Raw genomic sequence first — 22,738 nt, 5'->3', positions numbered from 1 at the left:
AGGAGGCTCCCCACGCCGTCGACACCCGAGTTCTGGAGCACCTGGCGGTTCGATCCCCTGGCGGCGGTGCTCCTCGTCGTCGCCGCGGTCGCCTACTGCCGGTGGGTCGGCGGCGCGGCGCGACGGGGTGCCCGCTGGCCGTGGTGGCGCACGCTCGCCTTCGCCACGGCGCTCGTGCTGTTCGGCGTCCTGCAGTTCGGCATCGTCGGCGTCGACGACGAGCGGTTGCGCTGGGCCTTCGTCCTGCGGGCCGCCCTGCTGTTCTTCGCGGTCCCCACCTTCGCCGCGCTCGGTGCGCCCGTCGCACTGCTCCGGATCGGCGGCCCGGGTCGCCTCGCGCAGGTCGCCGACGCGGTCATGGGGTCACGTCCGGTGCGCCTGCTCGGCAACGCGATCGTCGCGCCGCTGGTCGCGCTCGCGCTGTTCGCCGTCCTGCTCACCCCGTTCTCGGCGGTGATCCGGGAGTCCCCCGCATGGGCGGCTGTCATCACCGTGGCCGTGCCGGCGCTCGGGTTCGGCCTGCTCGCGCCCCTGTCCGAGGTCGGCGTGCTCGTCTCGTCGACGTTCGCCACGGCCGAGTTCCTGCTGGCGTTCGTCGAGCTGGTCGTCGACGCGGTCCCCGGCATCGTGCTGCGGATCACGAACCACGTGCTCGACGGGTCCCTCGTGCCGGTGGTCGGGCGGGCCTGGTACCCGTCGCCGCTGCAGGACCAGCACCTGGCGGGCGACCTGCTGTGGTTCATCGCCGAGGTGGCGGACATCCCCGTGCTCGTCGCCCTGTTCATCCGGTGGCAGCGGACCGACCGCCGCGAGGCCCGGGCCGTCGACGCCCTGACCGACGAGCAGATGGACGAGCTGACCCGAGCGCACCTGCGGCGCCGCGGCTGAGCGTCGGGACGCCCCTCGTTCCACTTCGTGAGCAGCAATGGTCGGGTCGCCTTCGGGCACCCGACCATTGCTGCTCACGAAGTGCGTTCGTGCCCTACTTCGACGGGGCCCCGGCGGGCTCGGCGTCGGGCTGCGTGGTCACCGAGCCGGTCTGCTGCCACGCGACGGTCTGCTTCGGCTTCGCCAGGAACAGCGCCGCGACGATGGCCACGACGAGCACGATCGCGGGCAGGTAGAGCGACTCACCCATGGCCTTCGAGAACGGCTCGAGCAGGAAGCCCGGCAGCGCGCCGACCTGCTGCTCCGCACCACCGGCCGAGGCCCCACCGGACGACGCCGGGAAGTTCGCGGTGATCCGGGCCTCCATCAGGGCGGCGATGCCGGCCGAACCGAGCACCGCACCGATCTGGCGGGTGGTGTTGTAGACGCCCGAGCCGGCACCGGCCAGCTTCGGCGGCAGGTTGCGCGTCGCCGAGACGGACAGCGGTCCCCACATGCAGGCGTTGGCGAGACCGAGGAGCGCGCTCGGCAGGAGCACCCAGCCCCACTCGGCACCGCTCGACAGCAGGGCGCCGAACCAGAACAGGCCGGCCGAGAAGCAGGCGAGGCCGAACGCGGCGACCCAGCGCGGGTTCCAGCGGTTCAGGTTCTTGCCGACGATCGGGGCCAGTGCCGCCGACAGCACGGCCTGCGGCACGAGGAGCAGCGCGGCCTGGGTGGGCGAGAAGCGCAGGACGTCCTGGGCCCACAGCATGATCGGCAGGGCGAACGACGCGATCGCGACACCGACGGCCGTGATGGCGACGTTGGCCAGGGTGAAGTTGCGGTCGCGGAACAGGCCGAGCGGCAGCAGCGGCTCACCCTTCTGCACGCCCTGCCAGACGACGAACCCGGCGAGCACGACGAGGCCGACGATGATGAGCGCCCAGACCGAGATCGGGCCCGCGATGGTGCCCCAGTCGTAGGTCTCGCCCTCCTGGATGCCGAAGACGAGCAGGAACAGGCCGACCGCGCTCAGCACGATGCCCAGGTAGTCGAAGCGGTGCCCGTGCCGGTCGAACGACGGCACGAAGCGCTGCGCGAGCACGAACGCGACGACACCGACGGGGACGTTCACGAAGAAGATCCACTCCCAGCCGAAGCCGTCGACGAGCAGGCCGCCCACGATCGGGCCGACGAGCGACGCGACACCGGCGACGGCGCCCCAGAGGCCCATCGCTGCGCCGCGGTTCTGCGGCGGGAAGATGCGCGTGATGACCGACATGGTCTGCGGGCTCATCATCGCGGCGCCGAGACCCTGCACGACGCGGGCGACGATCAGCACCTCGATCGAGCCGGCCAGGCCGCACCACAGGCTGGCGAGCGTGAAGACCACGAGGCCGATCTGGTACATGACCTTCGGGCCGAAGCGGTCACCGAGCCGGCCGGTGATGAGCAGCGGCACGGCGTAGGCGAGCAGGTAGGCGCTCGTCACCCAGATCACGGAGTTGATGTCCGCGTCGAGCTCCTGGGCGATGGTGGGGGTGGCGACCGACACGATGGTCGAGTCGACGAGGATCATGAAGAACCCGACGACGAGTGCCCACAGGGCGGGCCACGGCTTCTTCTCGGTCGTCCGCGGAGGCGTGACGGTGGTCATCGAGTGGTTTCCTTGCTGTTCGTGGTGGTGTCTTCGGACGCGGCGGGGGCGTCCCAGGAGATGTGGCCGGCGGCGATCCGGTCGGCCGTGGCGACGAGCCACTCGATCTGCGTCGTGAGGATGGCACGCACGTACGACACGTCGAGCCAGTACCGCTCGGGCAGGTCCTTGGCACGGACGACCCCGAGGATCTCGTCCGCCTCGTCGCGCTGGGCCTGGAGTGCGACGGCCCGTGCCCGGAGGGCGGACTCGGCCTCGTCGACCGACAGGTTCTCGATCTCGGCGACGGCCAGGTGGAAGACGGGGTACTCCTCGGCCGGTTCGGCGATCAGCCGGACGAGCCCGTCGTGCAGGGCCGTCCACCCGTCGTCCGTGATCGCGTAGGTGGTGCGTTCCGGACGGTTGCCCGCCCGGTCGGTCCCCACGACCTCGGCGAGGCCGAGCTCCACCAGGCGGCCGACCTGGTGGTACAGGGTGCCGGGCCGGACCTTGACGTTCCGGCCGTCCCGGCGGTGCGTCATCGTCTGGAACATCTCGTAGGGATGCGTCGGCCCCTCGGCCAGGAGCCCGAGCGCGGCGAACGCGAGTGGCGTGAGCGACGGCACACGTGCCTCCAGTCCGCTTGTTCGTTGTTGACTATTCGAAGTGGAATATACGCATTGGAACATGCATGAGCAACCGCACAGCAACGGCCGGCCAGGAGGCCCGTGGCCGTCCCGGCGTGTCGCGCGCGCCCCGTAGACTGGTCGCGTCCCCCCACCCCTGAAGTGCTGGAGAGAACACGTGCCAACGATCGTCGTCGAGGTCATGCCCAAGGCCGAGATCCTCGACCCCCAGGGGAAGGCCGTGGGCAACGCCCTGGCCCGCCTCGGCAAGGCCGACCTGACCAACGTCCGCATCGGCAAGCGCTTCGAGGTGACCGTCGACGGCCCCGTCGACGACGCCAAGCTCGCCGAGGTCCGTGACATCGCAGCCGACGTCTTCTCGAACGCGGTCATCGAGGACGTCGTGTCCGTGACCGTCGAAGGCCAGTGACCCGGATGCGCATCGGCGTCATCACGTTCCCCGGCTCGCTCGACGACCGCGACGCCCAGCGCGCCGTCCGTCTCGCCGGCGCCGACCCCGTCGCCCTGTGGCACGGGGACCACGACCTGCAGGGCGTCGACGCCATCGTGCTGCCCGGTGGGTTCTCGTACGGCGACTACCTGCGTGCCGGCGCGATCGCCGCGAAGGCCCCGATCATGGCCGAGGTCATCGACGCCGCCGGCAAGGGCATGCCCGTGCTCGGCATCTGCAACGGTTTCCAGATGTTGGCCGAGGCCCGTCTGGTCCCCGGAGCGCACACCCGCAACGCGCACCAGCAGTTCATCCGCCGCGACCAGAAGCTCCGCGTCGAGACCACCGCCACCGCCTGGACCTCCGGCTTCAGCGCCCAGCAGGAGATCACCATCCCGCTGAAGAACGCCGACGGCCGCTTCGTCGCGGACGCCGACACCATCAAGCGCATCGAGGACAACGGCCAGGTCGTGTTCCGCTACGTCGGTGTGAACCCGAACGGCTCCATCGACGACATCGCCGGCGTCTCGAACGAGCGCGGCAACGTCGTCGGCCTCATGCCGCACCCGGAGCACGCGACCGAGGCCGGTTTCGGCCCGGACACCCCCGCTGCGATGGCCTCGGGCACCGACGGCCTGACCTTCTTCACCTCCGTGATCGAGCACGCGCTCGTCAAGTGACAGGGAACAACGACACCGTGACGACACCCGTTCGCCCGAAGCCCGACACCGTGCAGGACGCGGCAGCCACCCCCGACAAGGAGCAGCCGTACGACGCGCTGGGCCTGAAGCCGGACGAGTACGCCCGCATCAAGGAGATCCTCGGCCGCCGCCCCACCTCGGGCGAGCTGGCGATGTACTCGGTGATGTGGAGCGAGCACTGCTCCTACAAGTCCTCGAAGAACTACCTCCGTCAGTTCGGCAAGAAGGTCACGCCGGAGATGACGAAGAACCTGATGGTCGGCATGGGCGAGAACGCCGGAGTCGTCGACGTCGGCAACGGCTGGGCGGTGACCTTCAAGGTCGAGTCGCACAACCACCCGTCCTACGTCGAGCCGTACCAGGGCGCGGCCACCGGTGTCGGCGGCATCGTCCGCGACATCATCTCGATGGGCGCCCGCCCCGTCGCCGTGATGGACCAGCTCCGCTTCGGCGCGATCGACCACGAGGACACCGCACGCGTCGTGCACGGCGTCGTCGGTGGCATCTCGTTCTACGGCAACTGCCTCGGCCTGCCGAACATCGGCGGCGAGACCTACTTCGACCCGGTGTACCAGGGCAACCCGCTGGTCAACGCCCTCGCGGTCGGCGTCCTGCGCCACGAGGACCTGCACCTGGCGAACGCGTCCGGCGCCGGCAACAAGGTCGTCCTGTTCGGTGCCCGTACCGGTGGCGACGGCATCGGCGGCGCGTCGATCCTGGCGTCCGACACCTTCACCGAGGGCGGCCCGACCAAGCGTCCGGCCGTGCAGGTCGGCGACCCCTTCGCCGAGAAGGTCCTGATCGAGTGCTGCCTCGAGCTGTTCCAGAAGGACCTGGTCGAGGGCATCCAGGACCTCGGCGCCGCGGGCATCTCCTGCGCCACCTCGGAGCTCGCGAGCAACGGTGACGGCGGCATGCACATCTCGCTCGACGACGTCCTGCTCCGCGACCCCACGCTCACCGCCGAAGAGATCCTGATGTCGGAGAGCCAGGAGCGCATGATGGCGGTCGTCCGCCCCGACAAGCTCGACGAGTTCCTGAGCGTCGTCGGCAAGTGGGAGGTCGAGACCAGCGTGCTGGGCGAGGTCACCGGCACCGGCCGACTCGTCATCGACTGGCAGGGGCAGGAGATCGTGAACGTCGACCCGCGCACCGTCGCCGTCGACGGCCCGGTCTACGACCGCCCGGTCGCCTACCCGACCTGGATCGACGCGCTGCAGGCCGACACCGCCGCCTCGCTCGACCGGCCGGCCGACGGCCCCGCGCTGAAGGCACAGTTCCTCAGCCTGCTCGGTTCGCCGAACCTGGCGTCGAAGAACTGGGTCACGAACCAGTACGACACCTACGTGCTCGGCAACACCGCGCTGTCCTTCCCCGACGACGGCGGCATGATCCGCGTCGACGAGGAGACGGGGCTCGGTGTCGCCATCGCCACCGACGCCAACGGTCGTTACTGCCAGCTCGACCCGAAGCAGGGTGCACGCCTGGCCCTGGCCGAGGCCTACCGCAACGTCGCCGTCACCGGTGCCGTCCCCGCCGCCGTCACCGACTGCCTGAACTTCGGCTCTCCGGAGAACCCCGAGGTCATGTGGCAGTTCTCCGAGGCGGTCGAGGGCCTGGCCGACGGCTGCATGGAGCTCGGCATCCCGGTCACCGGCGGCAACGTGTCGTTCTACAACCAGACCGGCACGACCCCGATCCACCCGACGCCCGTCGTCGGCGTGCTCGGCATCATCGACGACGTCGCCAAGCGCGTGCCGTCGGGGTGGCAGGACGACGGCCACAACATCTACCTGCTCGGCACCACGAGCCTCGAGCTCGACGGCTCCGCGTGGGCCGGCACCGTGCACGGGCACCTGGGCGGGCGTCCGCCGGCGGTGGACCTCGAGCGCGAGAAGGCCCTCGCCGAGCTGCTGTACGCGGCGTCCGGCGAGCAGCTGCTCACCAGCGCGCACGACCTGGCGGACGGCGGCCTCGGCCAGTCGCTCGCCGAGTCCGTGCTCCGCTTCGGCATCGGCGCACGCGTGGTCCTCGACGAGCTCGAGGCCCGCGACGGCATCGACACCGCGACGGCGCTGTTCTCCGAGTCGACCGGTCGCGTCATCGTGACCGTCCGCCGCGAGGACGACGTGCGGTTCCAGGGCATGTGCGACGGCCGGGGGTTCCCGGTGCTGCGCATCGGCGTGACCGACGCGACGTCGAGCACGCTCGAGGTCCAGGGCGCGTTCGAGGCCACGGTCGACGAGCTGCGCGGCACCCACGCCGCGACGCTGCCTGCCCGCTTCGGCGACGTGATCGTCGAGGACGTCACCGAGGGGTACGTCGGCCGCGGGCCGCTCGACTCCGACGGTGCCTTCTCGCCGCGCACCGACGCCTAGGTCCGGGTCGCCGATGCCGATCGTCACCCTGCCCTTCGCCGAGCTCGTCGACCGGTTCGGCCCCGTGCCGGACGGCATCGAGCTGGACGTCTGGGACGTCGAGTCGCCGTACGGTCGCCCGGACGACGTCGCGATCACGTTCCTGCCGTTCTACTTCGAGGGGCGGCACCGCTGGCAGTTCGTGCACGACCTGCCCGAGCTCCAGCTGCTGCAGCTGCCGAGCGCCGGGTACGAGCACGCCGTCCCGCACGTGCCCGGACACGCGCAGCTGGCGAACGGTCGTGGCATCCACGACGACGAGACCGCCGAGCTCGCCGTCGGCCTCGCGCTGACGTCACTCCGCGAGATCTCGGCGTTCCAGGTCGACCGTGCGAACGGCGTCTGGGACTCCCGCGAGACCCGATCGCTCGCCGACCGCCGGGTGACCGTCGTCGGCTACGGGGCGATCGGGTCCGCGATCGCCACCCGGTTCGAGGCGTTCCGCACCGAGGTGACCGTGGTCGCCCGGACCGCACGCGAGCAGGACGGCCGGCACGTGCACGCGTTCGCTGAGCTGCCCGACCTGGCTCCGATGACCGACGTGCTCGTGCTCATCGCCCCCCTCACCGCCGAGACCGAGCGCCTGGTCGACGCGGAGCTGCTCGCGGCGCTGCCGGACGGCGCCCTCGTGGTGAACGTGGCGCGCGGCAAGGTCGTCGACACCGACGCCCTGGTCGCCGAGCTGCGGTCGGAGCGGCTGTTCGCGGCCCTCGACGTCACCGACCCGGAGCCCCTGCCCGCCGGACACCCGCTGTGGACGACCCCGAACACCGTGCTCACCCCGCACGTCGGCGGCAACACCGACCTGAGCGTGCCGCGGTCGATCGAGCTGATGCGCAAACAGGTCGCCGCGCTGGCCGAGGGTCGCCCGTTCGAGAACCTGATCGAGTTCTGACGAGCGAGCGGAACCGCGGCGTCACTCGAGTCGCAGCGCCATCCCCAGGCTCGGCGCGACGTCCTCGAAGCCGAGGGACCGGTAGAGCCGCTGCCCCGGCGGGTCTCCGACGAGCGTGACGTACGCGCCCGCAGGTGCACGGTCGCGGACGTCCGCCAGCAACCACTCGACGACCCGACGGCCGAGACCCTGCCGCTGGTGTGCGGGATCGGTGGCGATGTCGGCGATGTGGAAGTACCACCCGCCGTCGCCGATCGTGCGACCCATCGCGACGGGCGTGCCGTGCTCGTCCACCACGTGGCACGCCGACCAGCTGCCCGCGATCGCTCCGGCACCCTGGGCGGGGTCCTTCGGGGACAGACCGGAGTCCCGGCGTAGCCGCAGGTAGTCCTCGAGCGGCGGTGCACCGACGATGATGCGGTACTCGGGCTGTTCCTTCCCGGCGGTCACGGTCAGAGCGGGACGACGCAGGTCGGGGTGCCGACCGGGATCTGCGCGACGGCTTCGCCGGGCACGCCCTCGGTGTCGAGCGGCAGCACGGCGACGGCGTCGGACATCTGGTTCGCCACCAGGACGAACCCGGGCACGCGAGCGAAGTGCCGCGGCCAGACCCCACCGCAGGGCACCGACCCGACGACGACGAGCCCGCCGTCACGCGCGTCGAGCACCACGAGCAGGTCCCGCCCGCGCACCGCCACGTACACGCGGCCGGCCTCGTCGACCTCGATGTGGCTGAGCAGCGACTCCCCCACGGCACCGTCGAACGTCGGCGCGGCGGCGATCGTCACGAACGAGCCGGAGTGGTCGCGACGCAGGCGGTGCACGTGCCCGTCGAGTTCACCGGCGACGAGCAGGTCACCGTCGATCCAGGCCATGTGCCTCGGGCCGGCGCCCGGTGTCACGTGGTGCACGCGGAGCGCCTCGATGTCGGGGACCCCGTCGGCCGACACCGACACGCGGAACTCGTGCAGGGCGTCGCCGCCGAGGTCGGCGACGAGCACCGTGCCGTCCGGAGTCGCGATCGACTGGTGGGCGTGCGGGCCGTCCTGGCGGTCTTCGTCGGGACCGGTCGCGTCGGGCAGCACGGCGACCGCGACGGCCTCGGCCGGCACGGAGCGCTGGTCGGCGTCCGCGTGCAGTACCACGCCGTCGCTGGCGGTCACCGAGGCGGCGTGCGACTCGGCCGGGGCGAGGGAGATCGCTGTGACCGTGCCGGAGACGTAGTTCGTGACGACGAGCGCACCCGAGGGGTCGACCCGCACGTGGCACGGGGCGTCTCCGCCGGCGGGGGCGTCCCACAGGTGCTCGAGTGCGCCGCCCTGCAGCCGGAAGGCCGACACTGCGCCGTCGTTCGTCTCGGAGACCGCGTAGACCCGGTCAGCCGAGACCGCCAGGAACGAGGGGTCGTCGAGCACCGCGACGGTCCGAGGCGCCGGAACGGCTTCGACCGGTCCGGCGTCGACCAGCGAGATGCCCGTGGCGTTCCCGCCGCCGGTCGCCGTGTACGACCCGATGAGCAGCGACGGCAGCTCGGCGCTCATTCGTCGCGGCCCGCGATGCGCTCGTGGTGGTGGATGACCTCGGCGACGATGAAGTTGAGGAACTTCTCGGCGAACGCGGGATCGAGGTGGGAGTCGGCGGCGAGCGACCGGAGCCGTGCGACCTGGATCCGTTCGCGGTCCGGGTCGGCGGCCGGCATGCCCGACTCGGCCTTCAGGTGTCCCACGCGCTGCGTGTACTTGAAGCGTTCCGCGAGCATGTGGATCACGGCGGCGTCGATGTTGTCGATGCTCTGCCGGATGCTCCGCAGTTCGGCGACGGCGCTCGCGTCGGCCTCGGGCGGGGTGACGTCGTCGTTCATGGTCCGAGCCTACTGGCGGACGTGCAGCGGAACCCGGCCCGCTGCTGCGAGAATGTGCACATGTCGGTCCTGCTGGTGATCTCGGGTGTCTGCGCGGTCCTCGCGGGCCTCGTCCACGTGTACATCTTCTTCCTCGAATCGGTCATCTGGACCAGTCCGCAGGCACGCCGGATCTTCGGCATCGCTTCCGAGACCGAAGCCGTGGCGACCCGTTCGCTCGCCTTCAACCAGGGCTTCTACAACCTGTTCCTGGCGATCGGGGCGATCCTCGGCGTCGTGCTCGTCCTCGCCGGCAACACCGTGAGCGGCTGGACCCTCGTGGTGTTCTCGACCGCGAGCATGCTCGGTGCCGCGGTGATCCTGCTCGGCACGGGTCGCAAGTACGTCAACTCCGCCTTCAAGCAGGGCACGCTCCCCCTGATCGCGCTGCTCTTCGCGCTGCTGGGCTCCACCGTCGGCGCCTAGCCCACCGCTCCTCCCCCCCCCCCCCCCCGAACTGCGAAAGCGACAGGGTGCCACCGGACATCGGTGGCACCCTGTCGCTTTCGCGGTACTGACCGGCGGAACCGGGCCAGCAGCAACGACCAGCTCTAGCCGAGCTTCTCCTCGAACTGCGCCGGCAGCTTGTCGAGCGCCCACTCGATCGCAGCCGTGGTGCCCATCGAGAACGCGGACGACACGTCCTTGTCGTCGAAGACGATCGCGTGCCCGGCCTCGACCGACGGCACCTTCTGGAACAGCTTGTTCGACGACGCTTCCGACGCGTCGACGTAGATCGGCAGGATGAGCGTCAGGTCGGCGTCGAGCAGGTCGAGGTTCTCGTCGGACAGGTGCACGGAGAACTCCTTGCCGGCCTGCTCGTCGATGGCCTTCGGGATCTCGAAGCCCAGGTTCCGCATGAAGGTCGAACGGCTGTCGGTGGAGGCGTACGCCCCGAAGCCCTCGGAACTGTAGGCACCGACGACGGCCGTCTTGCCCTCGAAGTCCGGGTGCGCCTTGCGTGCTGCGGCGTAGGCGTCGTCGAGGCCCGAGAGCAGCTTCTTGCCCTCGGACTCCTTGCCGAGTGCCTTGGCGATCATGGTCGTCTGCTGCTCGGTCGAGGCGAGGTAGTTCTCGCCGCCCTTCGGGATCGCCACGGTCGGCGCGATCGCGGACAGCTTGTCGTACCGCTCCTTGTCACCCGAGGACTTCACGTCGAGGATCACGTCGGGGTCGAGCTTGAGGATGTCCTCGTAACTCGGCTCGAGCGTCTGGATGATCTTCGGCGACTCGTCGTACGCACCCTTGAGCCACGGACCGACACCGTCGCCACCGAAGGCGAGCCAGTCGCTCGCGCCGACCGGCTGGACGCCGAGCTCGAGCGCGGTCTCGGCGTCGCCCCACCCGAGCGCGACGACGCGCTTGGGCGCCGACTCGATGGTGGTGGTGCCGAGGCCGGTCGTGATCGAGACCGGGAACGCGGCGTCGGACGACCCCGACGACGCCGAGTCGGTCGAGGAGCCGGAGCCGGACGCGCAGCCGGCGAGGACGAGGGACGCTGCGACGACGGCGCCGGCTGCGGCGAGCACGCGTCGGAGACGCAAGGGAGAACGGTTCACGAAGGGTAGCCTAACCTAACGGAGTGCTCAGGAACACGGCTGGCTAGGCTGGGTGACCGTGGCGTTCACCGATCCAGGCCGTACGCACCTCGCGGTGCTCGGCTCCCCCATCGCGCACTCGCTCTCCCCCACGCTCCACGCAGCGGCCTACGACGCGCTCGACCTGCCCTTCACGTACGGAAGGCACGAGGTCGCGTCCGGCGAGCTCGCCGCGTTCGTCGCGGGGCTGGGTCCGGAATGGCGTGGGCTGAGCCTCACGATGCCGCTCAAGCGCGAGGTGCTGCCGCTGCTCGACCGCACCACCCCGCTCGTCGACGAGCTCGGGGTCGCCAACACGGTCGCATTCCGCCACGAGGGCTCGACGATCGTCCGAGCCGGCGCGAACACCGACGTGCAGGGGCTCGTCCGCCCGGTCGAGGCGCTCGGACACCTGCCCGGCGAGGCCACGATCCTGGGCGGCGGAGCCACCGCGGCGAGCGCACTGACCGCTGCCGTCCGGCTCGGGGCGTCGCTCGTCCGGGTGTTCGTCCGTGACACCGCGAAGACGCACGCGCTCGTCGACCTGGCCGTCCGGCTCGGTGTGACGCTCGAGGTGCACCCGCTGACCGAACTCGCCGGCACGCACCACGGGTTCGTCCTGTCGACGCTGCCGGGTGGTGCCGCCGATCCCCTCGAGTTCCGTCCGTCGGGGCCCGACGCCGTGCTGTTCGACGTCGCCTACGAACCGTGGCCCACCGCGGTCGCCAGCCGGTGGACCGAGACCGGGGGCCGCGTGCTGAACGGCCTCGACATGCTCACCGAGCAGGCGATCGGGCAGATCCGGTTCTTCCTGACCGGTGACGAGGACGAGCTGCTCCCCGACGAGGCCGGCGTCCGCCGCGCGATGCGCACCGCGGTCGGCCTGCCGGCGGTCATCGGCCGCTAGCCCCGGAGGCGACGGCGACGACGTCCGTCAGGCGACCACGCCGTCCACGTAGAACCATCGTCCCTGTTCGCGGACGAAGTCGCTCGTCTCCTCGAGCGTGCCGCGCTCGTCGTCGGAACGCCACCACGCGCGGAACGTGACGGTGCCGTGGGAGTCGAACGGGCCTCCCGAGGTGGTCGCCAGCACGTCCAGACGGGTCCAGCGCTGGGACGGGTCCAACTCGAGCCCGGCCGGCCGGGTGCGCGGGTGCCAGGTGAGCAGCAGGTACTCCGGCAGGCCCAGCGCGAAGGCGCTGAAGCGGGAGCGCATGAGCCGTTCCGCGGTCGGTGCCACGGCCCCGGCGTGCAGGGGGCCGCAGCACTCCCCGTAGGGGTTGCCGCTCAGGCAGGGGCAGCGCGTCGCGTCGGTGACCACCGGCGGAACGCTAGTCGACGATGGACAGGGTCACGGTGATGTTGCCGCGGGTGGCGTTCGAGTACGGGCAGATCTCGTGTGCACGCTCGGCCAGGCGCTGCCGCTGCTCCTGCGGGGCGTTCGGGGCGTAGACGTCGAGCTCGACGGCGAGGCCGAAGGCGCCGTTGCCGGCGCCGCCGATGCCGACCTCGGCGGAGACCTCGGCGCCGGTGGTGTCCACCTCGAGCTCCTTGCCGGCGGCGTGCAGGGCACCGAGGAAGCACGCGGCGTACCCGGCGGCGAAGAGCTGCTCGGGGTTCGTGCCCTCGCCGCTGCCGCCCATCTCCTCGGGCGGGCGGGTGTCGAGGTCGAGCCGGTCGTCCTCGCTGCGGACGTGCCCGTCGCGGCCGCCCCCGGTGGCGTGGGCAGCGGCGGTGTAGACGATGTCGAGACTCATGCTCCGAGGCCACCGTGCTCGCCTGGGCGAACCCTGAGCGGCAGCACCACGTCGCGGGTGCGGCGGCTCCGGGCGGGAACGCTCGGGCGTGTCCGGGTGGGGGCTGCGGGGCCGGCGCGCGATGCACGATGCATCGAGTGAGCAGAAGGTGTCGAGTCCCCCGCCCGCACCCGACATCTCCTGCTCACGAACACGAGCGTCCGGGCGCCCTGCACCCCCCACCGGGTAGACATGACGGGTGTTCAAGATCGGCTGGCAGGTGTTCCGGGAGCGGTTCCCCGCACTCATCGGGCCGCGGTACCGCCGTCGTGTCGTGGTCGTCGCCGCCGTCGTCGCAGTGGTCGCCTTCGTCGTGTTCCAGGCGGTCGCGCTGCTCGTCGACGACGGTTCGGTCCCCCTCGCGGTGTGGCTGGTCGCATCGGCGCTGTTCGCAACCGGCGTCGGCGGCATCGTTTCGTGCTTCGTCCCGATCGGCCCGAAGGGGTGGGCGGTCCCGCCGATCCCCGGCATCGGATGGCGCGCACAGGAGGCCGTCGCCCGCTACTACCGCCGCAATCCGCCTCCGGTCGACCCGGAACACCGTGACGCCGTACTCGACCGCATGCCCGAGACCCGCGACCTGATCGTCCGCAACGCGTTCCGGGGCTTCCTGCTGCTCGGCGGTTGGGCCCTGGCGCTCGTCGCGACCGTGGTGGTCAACGTCGCCACCGTGCCGGCCGGCGACGGGCTCGTCGGGCTGTCCGCCTTCTGGATCGTCGTGCCCCTGACCGGCGCCGTCACCGCGATCGGCGGCCTGCGCACCCTCGGCCGCCAGGAGCAGCTCCGCGTCGAGGCCGAAGCGCTCCCGCCGGTTCCCCCGCCCCTGCCACCCCGCGGCCGTCCCGGCGCACGGAGCGGCAGCAAGCTCGCCCTGCCGGAGGAGTGACCCGTGTTCACGCTCGGCTGGCAGGTCTTCCGCCGCCACGTCACGGACGTGCTGGATCCGGCACGCGTCCGTCGCGCTGCCCGGTGGTCCGGGTCCGCGGCGGTGGTCGCGTTGGTCGGCATGGCCGTCCTGGAGGCCCGGGTCGACTGGACGGGGACCACCCCGGTCCGCAGCGCGGTCGCGATGGTGCTGCTGGCGCTCGGCATCGGACTGCTCACCTTCGCGTGCATCCCGACGTGGCAGCCGCCGGACCCCTCGAGCACGATCAACGGTCGGCAGGTGCGGCCCTCGTGGCAACTCGCCGCGCGGGGTGCCGCGCAGCTGTACGTGCAGCGTCGGCCGGTGCCGGTCCTGCCGGAACACCGCGAGATCGTCCGCGCCGACACCGTCCTGCTGCGGCGGGGGCTGATCGGTACGCTCGCCCGGACGGCACCGTTGCTCGGTTCGGGTCTCGTCGCCGTCCTCGGGGCGTTCGTCCTCGGGCCCGCCAGCTGGTTCCACGTGCTCTGGATCGCGGTGTACACGGTCGGGCTGTCGGAGTACGTCGTCCGCCTCGGCCGCTCCGAACGCGCCCGCCTGTCCGCCGAGTCCCTCGAGCCCGCACCCGGGACGTCCGCTCGCCCCATCGAGTGAGCAGAAGACGTCGGGTCGCGCAGTCGCACCCGACGTCTTCTGCTCACTCGGCGAACCGACGAGCCCGAACCGCTCCCGAACCGGCACCCGCACCACTGTCGGCGGCGACGGGCACACTGGGCGCATGTGTGGAAGGTTCGTCGTCTCCGACACCACGGCCGATCTGTTGCCCGAGCTCATGGGCGAGCTCGCCGCCCGGACCGAGCACGTCGACGAGGACACCGGCGAGGTGCACCCCGGCCTCGCCCCGAGCTGGAACGTCGCCCCGACCGACCCCGTGTACGCCGTCCGCCAGCGGCACGGTGAACGGGAGCTGCCGCAGATCAGCTGGGGCTTCGTGCCGAGCTGGGCGAAGGACTTCCAGAAGCAGCGGCCGAAGCCGATCAACGCCCGCATCGAGACGGTCGCGACGAGCGGCATGTTCAAGCGCGCCTTCGCCACGAACCGCTGCATCGTCCCGGCACAGGGGTACTACGAGTGGGTGGTGCGCGAGGACGGCAAGGAACCCCACTTCGTGCACGAACCCGGCGGCGCCCTGGCGATGGCCGGCGTCGTGAGCGCCTGGCCCGACCCCACGAAGCCCGAGGGCGACCCGGACAAGTGGCGGCTGTCGCTCGCGATCATCACCCGTGACGCCCACGTCGCCCCGGGCGAGGTCCACGACCGCATGCCGGCGTTCCTGACGCCCGACGGCTACGACGACTGGCTCGGTGGCGACCTGCACGCCGACGACCTGCTGGCCCTGCTCGACCACGAGTCGCTGACGGTGGCCGCGGGGCTCGAGCAGTACGAGGTCTCCCGCACGGTGAACAGCGTGCGGAACGACGGACCGCAGCTCATCGCGCCCGTCGCGTAGGCGGTCGCGCCCCGCGCGCAGACGGGAGGCCCGGATCACCGCAGCGGGTCTGCTGCGGTGATCCGGGCCTCCAGTCCGGTGCTCCGTTACGGACGTGCGCTGCGGCGGATGCCCGGCACGACGCGGACCGCGATCCGTCGTCGGGTCACCAGGAGCACGCCCGCCAGCACGAGCGCGAGCGCCGCGAGCCCGAGGCCCACCAGCCCGGTCACGCCCGTGAAGGCGAGCTCGGTGCCGTGGACGATCGCGGCGAGCCCGGTCGGGAACGTGACCGTGACGGTCGCGGTGACCGTCTGTCCCGCGCTGTCGGTGACCGCGTAACCGACGAAGGCGGTTCCAGCGAAACCGTCCCGAGGGGTGAAGACGACCCGGCCGTCGCGGACGGTCCACGTGCCCTGGTCGGCGGCGACCACGCGGTCGGTCGGCGTGCCGGACTCCGGGTCGAGCAGGTGCAGCGTGCCCGGCTCGAACGTGGCGCCGCCGGTGGCGGAGTCGTTGTCGAGCGGATCCACGACGACCCGGTGTCCGACGATCCCGGTGGCGGAGTCGTCGGTGGCGACCGCCGCGGCGACCACGGTCATGGTCGCGGTGGCGGTGGCCGTCTGCCCCGAGGCGTCCGTCACCGTGTAGGTGAAGGTGTCCTTGCCGGTGAAGCCGGCGGCCGGGGTGTAGACGTACGCGCCGTTCCGCTGGATCGTCACGGTGCCGTGGGCGGGCTTCCGGCCCGGGGCGGCGGTGAGGCCGGTGCCCTGGTCGTCGGCGAGCAGGCCGTGGCGGGCGTCACGGGCCACGGGCGTGCCGGACACGGTGTGCCCGGAGTCGTCCGCCGCGGCGATGCCGACCGTGATCGTGACGGTGGCGTCGACCTGCTGCTCCATCGAGTCCTGCGCACGGTACGTGACGGTGTCGGTGCCCGAGAAGCCCTTCGACGGGGTGTAGACGAACGTTCCGTCGGCGGCGATCGAAGCCGAGCCGTGACGGGCCTGACCCACCGCGACGACCGTCAGGGCGTCACCGTGGTCGTTGCCGAGCACGCCGTGGCCGGCGACCCGGACCGTCTTGCCGGCCGTGGTCGTGGCCTTGTCGTCCTTCGCGGCCGGAGCGACGTCGATGACGACGCGCGCGAACGCCGCGGTGCCGTCGGCGTCGTTGGCCGAGTAGGTGAACCAGTCACGTCCGGACCAGTTCGCCGTGGGCGTGTAGACGTACGAGCCGTCCTTCTCGAGCGACAGCGTGCCGTTGAACGGCTTCGTCTCCATGGCGGCCCAGAGCCCACGACCGGAGTCGCCGACCAGCACGCCCCTGTCGGCGGCCATGCGCATGCTGCGGTTGGTCGACATGGTGTGCCAGTGGTCGACCGCGGCGACGCCGACGACGACCGTGACCGTCGCGGTCGACGTCCGTCCGGCGCCGTCGGTCACCGTGTACACGAACGTGTCCGCGCCGGAGAAGCCCTTGGCCGGGGTGTAGACGAGTGAGCCGGGCTCGGTGCCCTCGGTCACGGTGCCGTGCTCGGCGCGGCCGTGCGCGGTGACGGTGAGGCCGGCGCCGCGGTCGTTGCCGGTCAGGGTCGCGCCGCTGATCGGCAGCGCGGTGTTCGCCGCGGTGCGCAGGGCGTCGGCGACCGCGGTCGGCGTGACGGTCACGGTGACGGTCGCCGTCGCGCTGCCACCGGTCGGGTCGGTCACCGTGTAGGTGAACGTGTCCGTGCCGGAGAACTCGTCAGCGGGCGTGTACGTGACCGAGCTGGCTCCGGCCGTCGTGCTGCCGGTGGTCGTGGCGGTGCCGTGGCCGGGGTGCGACACCGCGGTGACGGCGAGCGCCGTGCCCGAGTCGTTGCCGGTGACGGCGACGTCGACCGGGGTCGCGGCGCTCGTCGTCGCGGTGTCAGCGGCGGCCTTCGGGGCGACGACGATCGTCACGGTGCCCGTGGTCGTCCCGCCGGAGCCGTCGGTGACCGTGTAGTCGAACCCGTCCGGGCCGGAGTAGCCCGGCTCGGGCTTGTACGTGTACGAGCCGTCCTCGTCGACCGTGACCTCGCCGTGCGAGGGCTTCGTGTGGTCGGTGACCGCCAGGTCGGTGCCCTTCGCACCGTCGAGCAGGCCGGTGCCGGCCGGCACGGTGGTGGTGGCGTCGGCCTCGGCCGAGGTCGACCCACCGCCGGCGACCGGGGTGACGGTGACCGTCACGGTGCCGGTGTTCGTGGCACCCGACGGGTCCGTCACCGTGTAGGTGACGGTGTCCGTGCCGGAGAAGCCGTCCTTCGGCGTGTACGTGACCGTGCCGTCGTCGTTGCGGGTCGCGGTGCCGTTCTTCCCGCCGGTGACGGACACGACGGTCAGGCCGGTGCCGTGGTCGTTGGCCGTCAGGGCGCCGGAGGTGACCGTGGTGCTGCCACCCGCCGCGACGGTGACGGTGTCGGGCTCCGTGCCGGGACGGACCGTGACCGTCACGGTGCCGGTGGCGGTGCGGCCTGCGGGGTCCGTCGCCGTGTAGGTGAAGGTGTCCGTCCCCGAGAAGCCGTCCTTCGGCGTGTACGTGTACGAGCCGTTCGCCGCGAGCTCGACCGTGCCGTGTGCGGGCTGCTGGTCGACGACCGCGGTCAGGCCGGTGCCCCGGTCGTTCGCGAGCACGCCGTCGCCCTTCGCGACGGTCAGCGTCGAGCCGGCCGTGGCGGTGGCGGTGTCGGCCGTGGCGCGGGGGCCGACGACGACCGTGACCGTGCCGGCGGTGGAGCGGCCGGCGGTGTCGGTCACCGTGTAGGTGAAGGTGTCCGTCCCCGAGAAGCCGTCGGCCGGGGTGTAGACGACGTGGCCGGTGGCACGGTCGAGGGTGACGGTGCCGTGAGCGGCGTCACCGTCGCCAGAGCCAGAGCCAGAGCCGGTGCCGGTGCCGGTGCCAGAGCCGGTGCCGGTGCCGGCGGCCCCGCCTGCGGTCACGTCGGTCACGGTCAGCCCCGTGCCCCGGTCGTTGCCGGTCAGGGTGGCGGCGTCGATCGTCAGCGCCTCGTCGGCCCGGGTCGACACCGTGTCGGCCGTCGCGACGGGCCGCACGGTGATCGTGACGGTCGCCGCACCGGTGGTGACACCGCTGCCGTCGGTCACCGTGTAGGCGAACGAGTCGCTGCCGGACGTGCCGGCGGTCGGCGTGTACTCGACCGAGCCGTCCGCTGCGGCGACGGCCGTGCCGTGGGACGGGCCGGTGACGATCGTGGTCTCGAGGTCCGAACCACGGTCGTTGACCTGCACGTCGATCGTCACCGGGGTGCCGGCGTCCGTCGACGCGGAGTCGGCCCCGATGGTCGGGTTGACCGTGATCGAGACGGTCGCGGTGCTCGGCGAACCGGAGCGGTCGACCGCCGTGTACGTGAACGCGTCGGGGCCGGAGTACCCCTCGGTCGGCGTGTACGTGAACGTGCCGGTGGCCTGGTCGAGCGTCAGCGCACCGTGCGAGGGGGACGTGTTCGACGCCACCGTGAGCCCGGTGCCGGAGTCGTTGCCGAGCACGCCGGTCGCCCGGGTGCCGGCGGTGGCCGTGCCGCCCGCGGCGACCTTGACCGTGTCGTCCTGTGCGGCCGGGGCGACCTGCACGGTGACCGTGACGGTGTCGGTCCCGCCGCTGCCGTCGGTCACGGTGTACGTGAAGGAGTCGGTGCCGGAGAACCCGGCGGCGGGCGTGTACGAGTACGAGCCGTCCGGACGCACCGTCGCCGAACCGTGCGCGGGGGTGCTGCTGCCGGTGACCGTCAGGCCGGTGCCCAGGTCGTTCGCCAGCAGGTCGCCGGTCGTCGTCGACCCGGCCGTCGCGGTGACGGCATCGGCCGACGCGGTGGGCAGCACGGTGAGCCGCACGGTCGCGGTGACGGTCGCGCCGGCGCCGTCCGTCGCGGTGTACGTGAAGGAGTCCGGCCCGGAGAAGCCCGTGTCGGCACCGTAGGAGAACGACCCGTCGGGCCCGGTCTTCACGAGACCGTGCGACGGCTGGCCGTGGCCCGTGAGGGTCAGGTCCGACCCGCGGTCGTTCGACAGGACGCCGTCCGCGGCGTTCACCTTCAGCACGGTGCCCGCGTGCACGCTGTACGCGTCGTCGGAGCCCTTCGGTGCGACGGTGACCGTCACGGTGCTGGTGGAGGTCTGCCCGGACGAGTCCTTCGCCGTGTACTGGAACGTGTCCGAGCCGGAGAACCCGCCGGCCGGAGTGTACGTGTAGGAGCCGTCCGCGGCGACCGTGGCGGTGCCGTGCGCCGGCGTGGTGTTCGAGACCACGGACAGGCCGGTCCCCTGGTCGTTCGCGAGAACGCCCGATGCTGCGGGCACCGACAGCGCCGTGCCGGTGGGGGTCGTGGCGGTGTCGCTGCTGGTGGTCACGTGCGTGGCCTTCAGCGTGTTGGTGAACGTGACCAGGACATCCGTACCGTCGGCGGTGGTGGCGGCCGGGAACGTGAAGGTCCCCGCGGTGCCGGAGCCGCTGGCGACGGTCGTGCCGGTCGTCTGGTCGACCGCCTTCCACGTGGTGTCGTAGTTCGCCAGGTCGGTGGTGCCCGCGGCGGTCTGCTCGACCGTGTAGTCCTTGTTCGGCGTCGTCAGGACGGCGCCGGCCTTCTGCGCCTGCACGCCCGTGGCGGAGCCGGTCGTGGTGCCGGAGACGCCCGCGGTCGCCGGGTCGATGCCGCCCCCGCTGATGGCCAGGGTGAACTGGTCGCCGCTGCCCCAGCGCTGGTCGACGCTCGCCGCACCCGTGACGGTGTCGGCGTAGTTGCAGCTCGCCAGGTCACTCGCGGCGTAGTTGCCGACGATGGGGAAGCTGCGGACCTCCTTGCCCGAGGTCGGGTCGAGCTGGTAGATCGTGGTCGTCGCGACGCTGTTGGTCGTCACGGTGTTGGAGACGTAGAGGTAGCCGTCCGACGAGAACGCGATGCCGGGGCTGTTCGTGCTCGCCGGCAGGGTCGCGATCTCGGTGGTGCTCATCGCCGTGGTGCCCGCGGTCGCCGGCACCTGGTCGACGTTGACGCGGTAGACCTTGTTCGCCGCGACGACGAAGAACAGGCCGCGCGAGCTGAACGCGAAGTCACCGTTGGCGTTCGCGGTGTCCGCGGCGTTGCGCTTCGTGAGCCCGTTGATCTGACCGACCTGGCCGAGGTACTTGCCCGTCGACGGGTCGTACGCACCGAGCCACCCGGCGTTGTCGCCGTAGTAGTAGATCCCCGTCACCGGGTTGACCGCGCCCCGGATGACGGTGCGCGTCTTGTCCGTCGCGACCGGGTCGGACGCGACACCGGTCTTCGGGTCGAACTGCCGCAGGGTCGCCGTCTGGTTGTTCGACGCCGCGAACATCGAGACGCCCTCGCGCGAGATGCCGAGACCGTTGTTCGCGCCGGTACCGAGGTTCGTGACGTCGGCGGTCGTCCCCCGTGAGGCCCCGGTGCTGATGTCCACCGCGACGACCTTGCCGGTGCCGTCGATCGCGTACAGCGTCTCCTGCGGGGTGCAGACCATGGCGCCGTCCTTCGTGGCGCTGACGGCCGAGGCCGGCGCGGCCGCGACGACCGCTGATGTGGCGGTCAGCCCGGTGCCCACCAGGAGCGCCGCGCCGAGCACGGCGACGGCGCGCAGGCCGGGTCGGCGGGTGGCACGGGTGCCGACAGGACGGTCCGGACCGTCGGTGGGCACAGCGGTGCCCGGGTTCGTACGCTGCATGATCACTTTCGGGTCGAGACGATGCGGGCGCCGAGACCGACCGGAGGATCAGGGAGAACGGTCGTTGGCGCCAGGTTGATCCTGGCAGTTCCTCGTGTTCGGATGGGGACAGTACGGGTCCCCAATAGGGGGGACCACTCGTTCAGGGGTCACGCCGCAGCCCGGCACGCCACGGCGCTCGACAACCCGCCGCCGCGACCCGTGCGCGCCCCGGGCACACGGAAGAACCCCCGCCGGCAGGCCGGCGGGGGTTCGAGGATCAGCGAGCGATCAGCAGCGGATCACACGGTCGGACGGATCACGTCCGGCAGCAGCACGTGCAGGCGCTCGGCCAGGCGTGCCTTCGCCTCATCGAGGGAGCGGAAGTCTCCGACGTACTCACCGAAGGTGTCGGCGACGAAGAAGTGGGTGCCCTGACGGTCGACGGTGCCGCCGTAGTAGCCGCCGTAGTTCGCGACCCACAGGCCCGTGTCGGCCTGGGCCCACGAGATGCGGACGGGGGCCGCCTGCACGGGAGCCACGACCTGGGCCTCGATCTCGGCGATGACCTCGATCGTCTGGGTGTCCAGGGTCACCTCGGCCTGCTGGCGGTGGGCGACGGTCGTGCTCATGGTCCTGCTCCTTCGTGCGGTGCTGCGTGCTGGGTGGTGCCGGTGGTTCCGGGTGGTGCGGGCGTCGCGGTCGACGCCGGTGGAGCTGGTGTCCGCTGTCGTCACTCGACCGGCCGGATGACCGGCGGGAGCATGACGTGCAGCTGGTCCTCGAGCTTGGTCTGCGCCTCTTCGAGGGACGAGAACTCGCCCACGACGAGCCCGAAGGTGTCGGAGGCCACGTACCGGTCGTCGCGCTTGTCGACGCTGCCGCCGAAGTACCCGCCGTAACCGGCGATCCACTCGCCCTGGTCTTCCTGCACCCAGGTGACCTTGGCGCGCTTGGGGCGCGAGGAGAGCGCTGCGTCGGCCTCGAGGATCGCGATGGTGTCCACGGTGTCGGTGTCGAGGGTGACCTCGGCCTGCGTCGCGTTGTTCACGGTGATGCTCATGTCGCTGTCCTTCACGATCCGGGGTACATCTGCTGACACCAGAACGCTACGAGAAGTACCGAGGGGATCGCCAGCCAGGCCCGTCGATTCACGGGTTTCGTCAATGCCATCCGTCGGGCAGCCCCGGATTTCCGGGCAGGTGCGTCGCACTTCCGGGGTACAGCGCCAGGATCGGGGTACTCGTTTTCCGGATCGCCGCGTTCGGGGGACGAGATGGTTCGGACACCTGCCTGGAGGCGCGACTCGCTAGCGTCGGCACGTGACCTCCGACAAGCCCCGCGTCGACGACCGCGCCCCGGCCACCTGGCGCAGCCGTCGGTTCGCGACGGGGCTGGCGATCGCCTACGGCGTCGCCCTGGCGCTCGTCGGGTTCTGGGGCTCCCCCGTCGACGCTGCAGGGGCCCGGTGGCTCACCCGTGTCCTCGCAGCAGCGCACCGTCACGGCCTGCCGGAGCGCATCGACTACGCCGCCGTGGAGTCCCTGGCGAACGTGGTCTACTTCGTGCCGCTCGGCCTGCTCGTGGTGCTGCTCGCCGGTGCGCGGTGGTGGTGGGCCGCCATCGCCGCGGGGCTCGTCGTCAGCGCGTGCATCGAGACCGGTCAGGCGCTGTTCCTGCCCGCCCGCACCGCGACCATCGACGACGTCGTCGCGAACGGCGTGGGGGCACTCCTGGGCGCGGTTGTGGGTGTGCTGCTGCTCAGCCGGGCGGCTCGACGACGCTGAGGACGATCTCCAGACACGAAGAAGCCCCCGGA

At 71.6% G+C, this 22,738-nt stretch carries 22 protein-coding genes; 11 read left to right on the top strand and 11 right to left on the bottom strand.

Translation table 11 applies throughout. The features are described 5' to 3' along the window. Positions 1-66 precede the first annotated feature (66 nt). Positions 67-888 (top strand): cytochrome c oxidase assembly protein, encoded by an 822-nt coding sequence (locus tag Q9R26_RS12670; protein WP_209133096.1) that lies wholly within the window; start codon positions 67-69, stop codon positions 886-888. A 94-nt stretch (positions 889-982) separates the two neighbouring features. On the opposite strand, the gene Q9R26_RS12665 is transcribed toward Q9R26_RS12670, so the two are convergent. Together Q9R26_RS12665 and Q9R26_RS12660 are read right to left on the bottom strand one after the other, a co-directional pair. Further along, positions 983-2,527 carry a DHA2 family efflux MFS transporter permease subunit gene (locus tag Q9R26_RS12665; protein WP_311227478.1) on the bottom strand — a complete coding sequence of 515 codons (1,545 nt, stop codon included), beginning with the start codon at positions 2,525-2,527 and terminating at the stop codon, positions 983-985. Then, entirely contained in the window at positions 2,524-3,132 is a 609-nt protein-coding gene (locus Q9R26_RS12660) for a PadR family transcriptional regulator (protein ID WP_182064674.1), read from the bottom strand. Before Q9R26_RS12660 ends, Q9R26_RS12665 begins: the two co-directional genes overlap by 4 nt. Positions 3,133-3,310: 178 nt before the next feature. Here Q9R26_RS12660 and purS point away from each other — a divergent pair, with 178 nt between their 5' ends. From purS to Q9R26_RS12640, 4 genes are read left to right on the top strand one after another with little or no spacing between them, the layout of a single operon-like run. Then, the gene (purS, locus tag Q9R26_RS12655; RefSeq protein WP_017886272.1) at positions 3,311-3,562 is read left to right on the top strand and encodes a phosphoribosylformylglycinamidine synthase subunit PurS; all 252 of its coding nucleotides are present in this window, start codon (positions 3,311-3,313) and stop codon (positions 3,560-3,562) included. 5 nt (positions 3,563-3,567) lie between these two features. Beyond that, entirely contained in the window at positions 3,568-4,263 is a 696-nt protein-coding gene (gene purQ, locus Q9R26_RS12650; RefSeq protein WP_027465024.1) for a phosphoribosylformylglycinamidine synthase subunit PurQ, read from the top strand. Between the two features lie 17 nt (positions 4,264-4,280). After that, positions 4,281-6,662 (top strand): phosphoribosylformylglycinamidine synthase subunit PurL, encoded by a 2,382-nt coding sequence (purL, locus tag Q9R26_RS12645; protein WP_259362674.1) that lies wholly within the window; start codon positions 4,281-4,283, stop codon positions 6,660-6,662. A 13-nt stretch (positions 6,663-6,675) separates the two neighbouring features. After that, a complete protein-coding gene (locus Q9R26_RS12640) occupies positions 6,676-7,596 on the top strand; it encodes a 2-hydroxyacid dehydrogenase (RefSeq protein ID WP_311227477.1) in 921 nt (306 codons plus the stop codon). A 21-nt stretch (positions 7,597-7,617) separates the two neighbouring features. Here Q9R26_RS12640 and Q9R26_RS12635 read toward each other — a convergent pair whose 3' ends face one another. The 3 genes from Q9R26_RS12635 to Q9R26_RS12625 are packed head-to-tail and all read right to left on the bottom strand — an operon-like array spanning position 7,618 to position 9,457. Then, entirely contained in the window at positions 7,618-8,046 is a 429-nt protein-coding gene (locus Q9R26_RS12635) for a GNAT family N-acetyltransferase (protein WP_262136891.1), read from the bottom strand. Positions 8,047-8,048: 2 nt separating this feature from the next. Next, the gene (locus tag Q9R26_RS12630; RefSeq protein WP_311227476.1) at positions 8,049-9,137 is read right to left on the bottom strand and encodes a beta-propeller fold lactonase family protein; all 1,089 of its coding nucleotides are present in this window, start codon (positions 9,135-9,137) and stop codon (positions 8,049-8,051) included. Further along, positions 9,134-9,457 carry a chorismate mutase gene (locus Q9R26_RS12625; protein WP_182064670.1) on the bottom strand — a complete coding sequence of 108 codons (324 nt, stop codon included), beginning with the start codon at positions 9,455-9,457 and terminating at the stop codon, positions 9,134-9,136. The genes Q9R26_RS12630 and Q9R26_RS12625 overlap by 4 nt, the downstream gene beginning before the upstream one ends. A gap of 60 nt (positions 9,458-9,517) precedes the next feature. Between Q9R26_RS12625 and Q9R26_RS12620 the strand changes: the two genes are divergently transcribed. Next, positions 9,518-9,922, top strand: a complete 405-nt coding sequence (locus Q9R26_RS12620) for a DUF1304 domain-containing protein (RefSeq protein WP_311227475.1) — start codon at positions 9,518-9,520, stop codon at positions 9,920-9,922. A 125-nt stretch (positions 9,923-10,047) separates the two neighbouring features. Here the strand turns inward: Q9R26_RS12620 and Q9R26_RS12615 are convergent, their stop codons facing one another. Beyond that, positions 10,048-11,055 carry an iron-siderophore ABC transporter substrate-binding protein gene (locus Q9R26_RS12615; RefSeq protein WP_259580397.1) on the bottom strand — a complete coding sequence of 336 codons (1,008 nt, stop codon included), beginning with the start codon at positions 11,053-11,055 and terminating at the stop codon, positions 10,048-10,050. A 58-nt stretch (positions 11,056-11,113) separates the two neighbouring features. On the opposite strand from Q9R26_RS12615, the gene Q9R26_RS12610 reads away from it, so the two are divergent. Beyond that, positions 11,114-11,980, top strand: coding sequence for a shikimate dehydrogenase (locus Q9R26_RS12610; RefSeq protein ID WP_311227474.1), 867 nt, complete (start codon positions 11,114-11,116; stop codon positions 11,978-11,980). Positions 11,981-12,007: 27 nt separating this feature from the next. Here the strand turns inward: Q9R26_RS12610 and Q9R26_RS12605 are convergent, their stop codons facing one another. Together Q9R26_RS12605 and Q9R26_RS12600 are read right to left on the bottom strand one after the other, a co-directional pair. Next, positions 12,008-12,394 carry a YchJ family protein gene (locus Q9R26_RS12605; RefSeq protein ID WP_214543859.1) on the bottom strand — a complete coding sequence of 129 codons (387 nt, stop codon included), beginning with the start codon at positions 12,392-12,394 and terminating at the stop codon, positions 12,008-12,010. Between the two features lie 10 nt (positions 12,395-12,404). Then, the gene (locus Q9R26_RS12600; protein WP_311227473.1) at positions 12,405-12,830 is read right to left on the bottom strand and encodes an organic hydroperoxide resistance protein; all 426 of its coding nucleotides are present in this window, start codon (positions 12,828-12,830) and stop codon (positions 12,405-12,407) included. Between the two features lie 238 nt (positions 12,831-13,068). Here Q9R26_RS12600 and Q9R26_RS12595 point away from each other — a divergent pair, with 238 nt between their 5' ends. The 3 genes from Q9R26_RS12595 (at position 13,069) to Q9R26_RS12585 (ending at position 15,244) form a co-directional block, all read left to right on the top strand. Beyond that, positions 13,069-13,755, top strand: a complete 687-nt coding sequence (locus Q9R26_RS12595) for a hypothetical protein (protein ID WP_311227472.1) — start codon at positions 13,069-13,071, stop codon at positions 13,753-13,755. A gap of 3 nt (positions 13,756-13,758) precedes the next feature. Next, a complete protein-coding gene (locus Q9R26_RS12590) occupies positions 13,759-14,388 on the top strand; it encodes a hypothetical protein (RefSeq protein ID WP_311227471.1) in 630 nt (209 codons plus the stop codon). A 124-nt stretch (positions 14,389-14,512) separates the two neighbouring features. Then, positions 14,513-15,244 carry an SOS response-associated peptidase gene (locus Q9R26_RS12585; protein ID WP_111110077.1) on the top strand — a complete coding sequence of 244 codons (732 nt, stop codon included), beginning with the start codon at positions 14,513-14,515 and terminating at the stop codon, positions 15,242-15,244. An 86-nt stretch (positions 15,245-15,330) separates the two neighbouring features. On the opposite strand, the gene Q9R26_RS12580 is transcribed toward Q9R26_RS12585, so the two are convergent. From Q9R26_RS12580 to Q9R26_RS12570, 3 genes are all read right to left on the bottom strand, one after another. Next, complete coding sequence (locus tag Q9R26_RS12580; RefSeq protein WP_311227541.1) at positions 15,331-20,940, bottom strand: Ig-like domain-containing protein; 5,610 nt, start codon at positions 20,938-20,940, stop codon at positions 15,331-15,333. 281 nt (positions 20,941-21,221) lie between these two features. Further along, a complete protein-coding gene (locus Q9R26_RS12575) occupies positions 21,222-21,551 on the bottom strand; it encodes a hypothetical protein (RefSeq protein ID WP_247737336.1) in 330 nt (109 codons plus the stop codon). Positions 21,552-21,652: 101 nt separating this feature from the next. Beyond that, a complete protein-coding gene (locus tag Q9R26_RS12570) occupies positions 21,653-21,982 on the bottom strand; it encodes a hypothetical protein (protein ID WP_071248415.1) in 330 nt (109 codons plus the stop codon). Between the two features lie 259 nt (positions 21,983-22,241). Between Q9R26_RS12570 and Q9R26_RS12565 the strand changes: the two genes are divergently transcribed. After that, positions 22,242-22,706 carry a VanZ family protein gene (locus Q9R26_RS12565; protein WP_311227470.1) on the top strand — a complete coding sequence of 155 codons (465 nt, stop codon included), beginning with the start codon at positions 22,242-22,244 and terminating at the stop codon, positions 22,704-22,706. Positions 22,707-22,738: the final 32 nt, after the last annotated feature.

The organism is Curtobacterium sp. BRB10 (assembly GCF_031844325.1).
GTDB classification, from domain to species: domain Bacteria; phylum Actinomycetota; class Actinomycetes; order Actinomycetales; family Microbacteriaceae; genus Curtobacterium; species Curtobacterium poinsettiae_A.
This window is presented reverse-complemented; position numbering and strand designations above follow the sequence as displayed.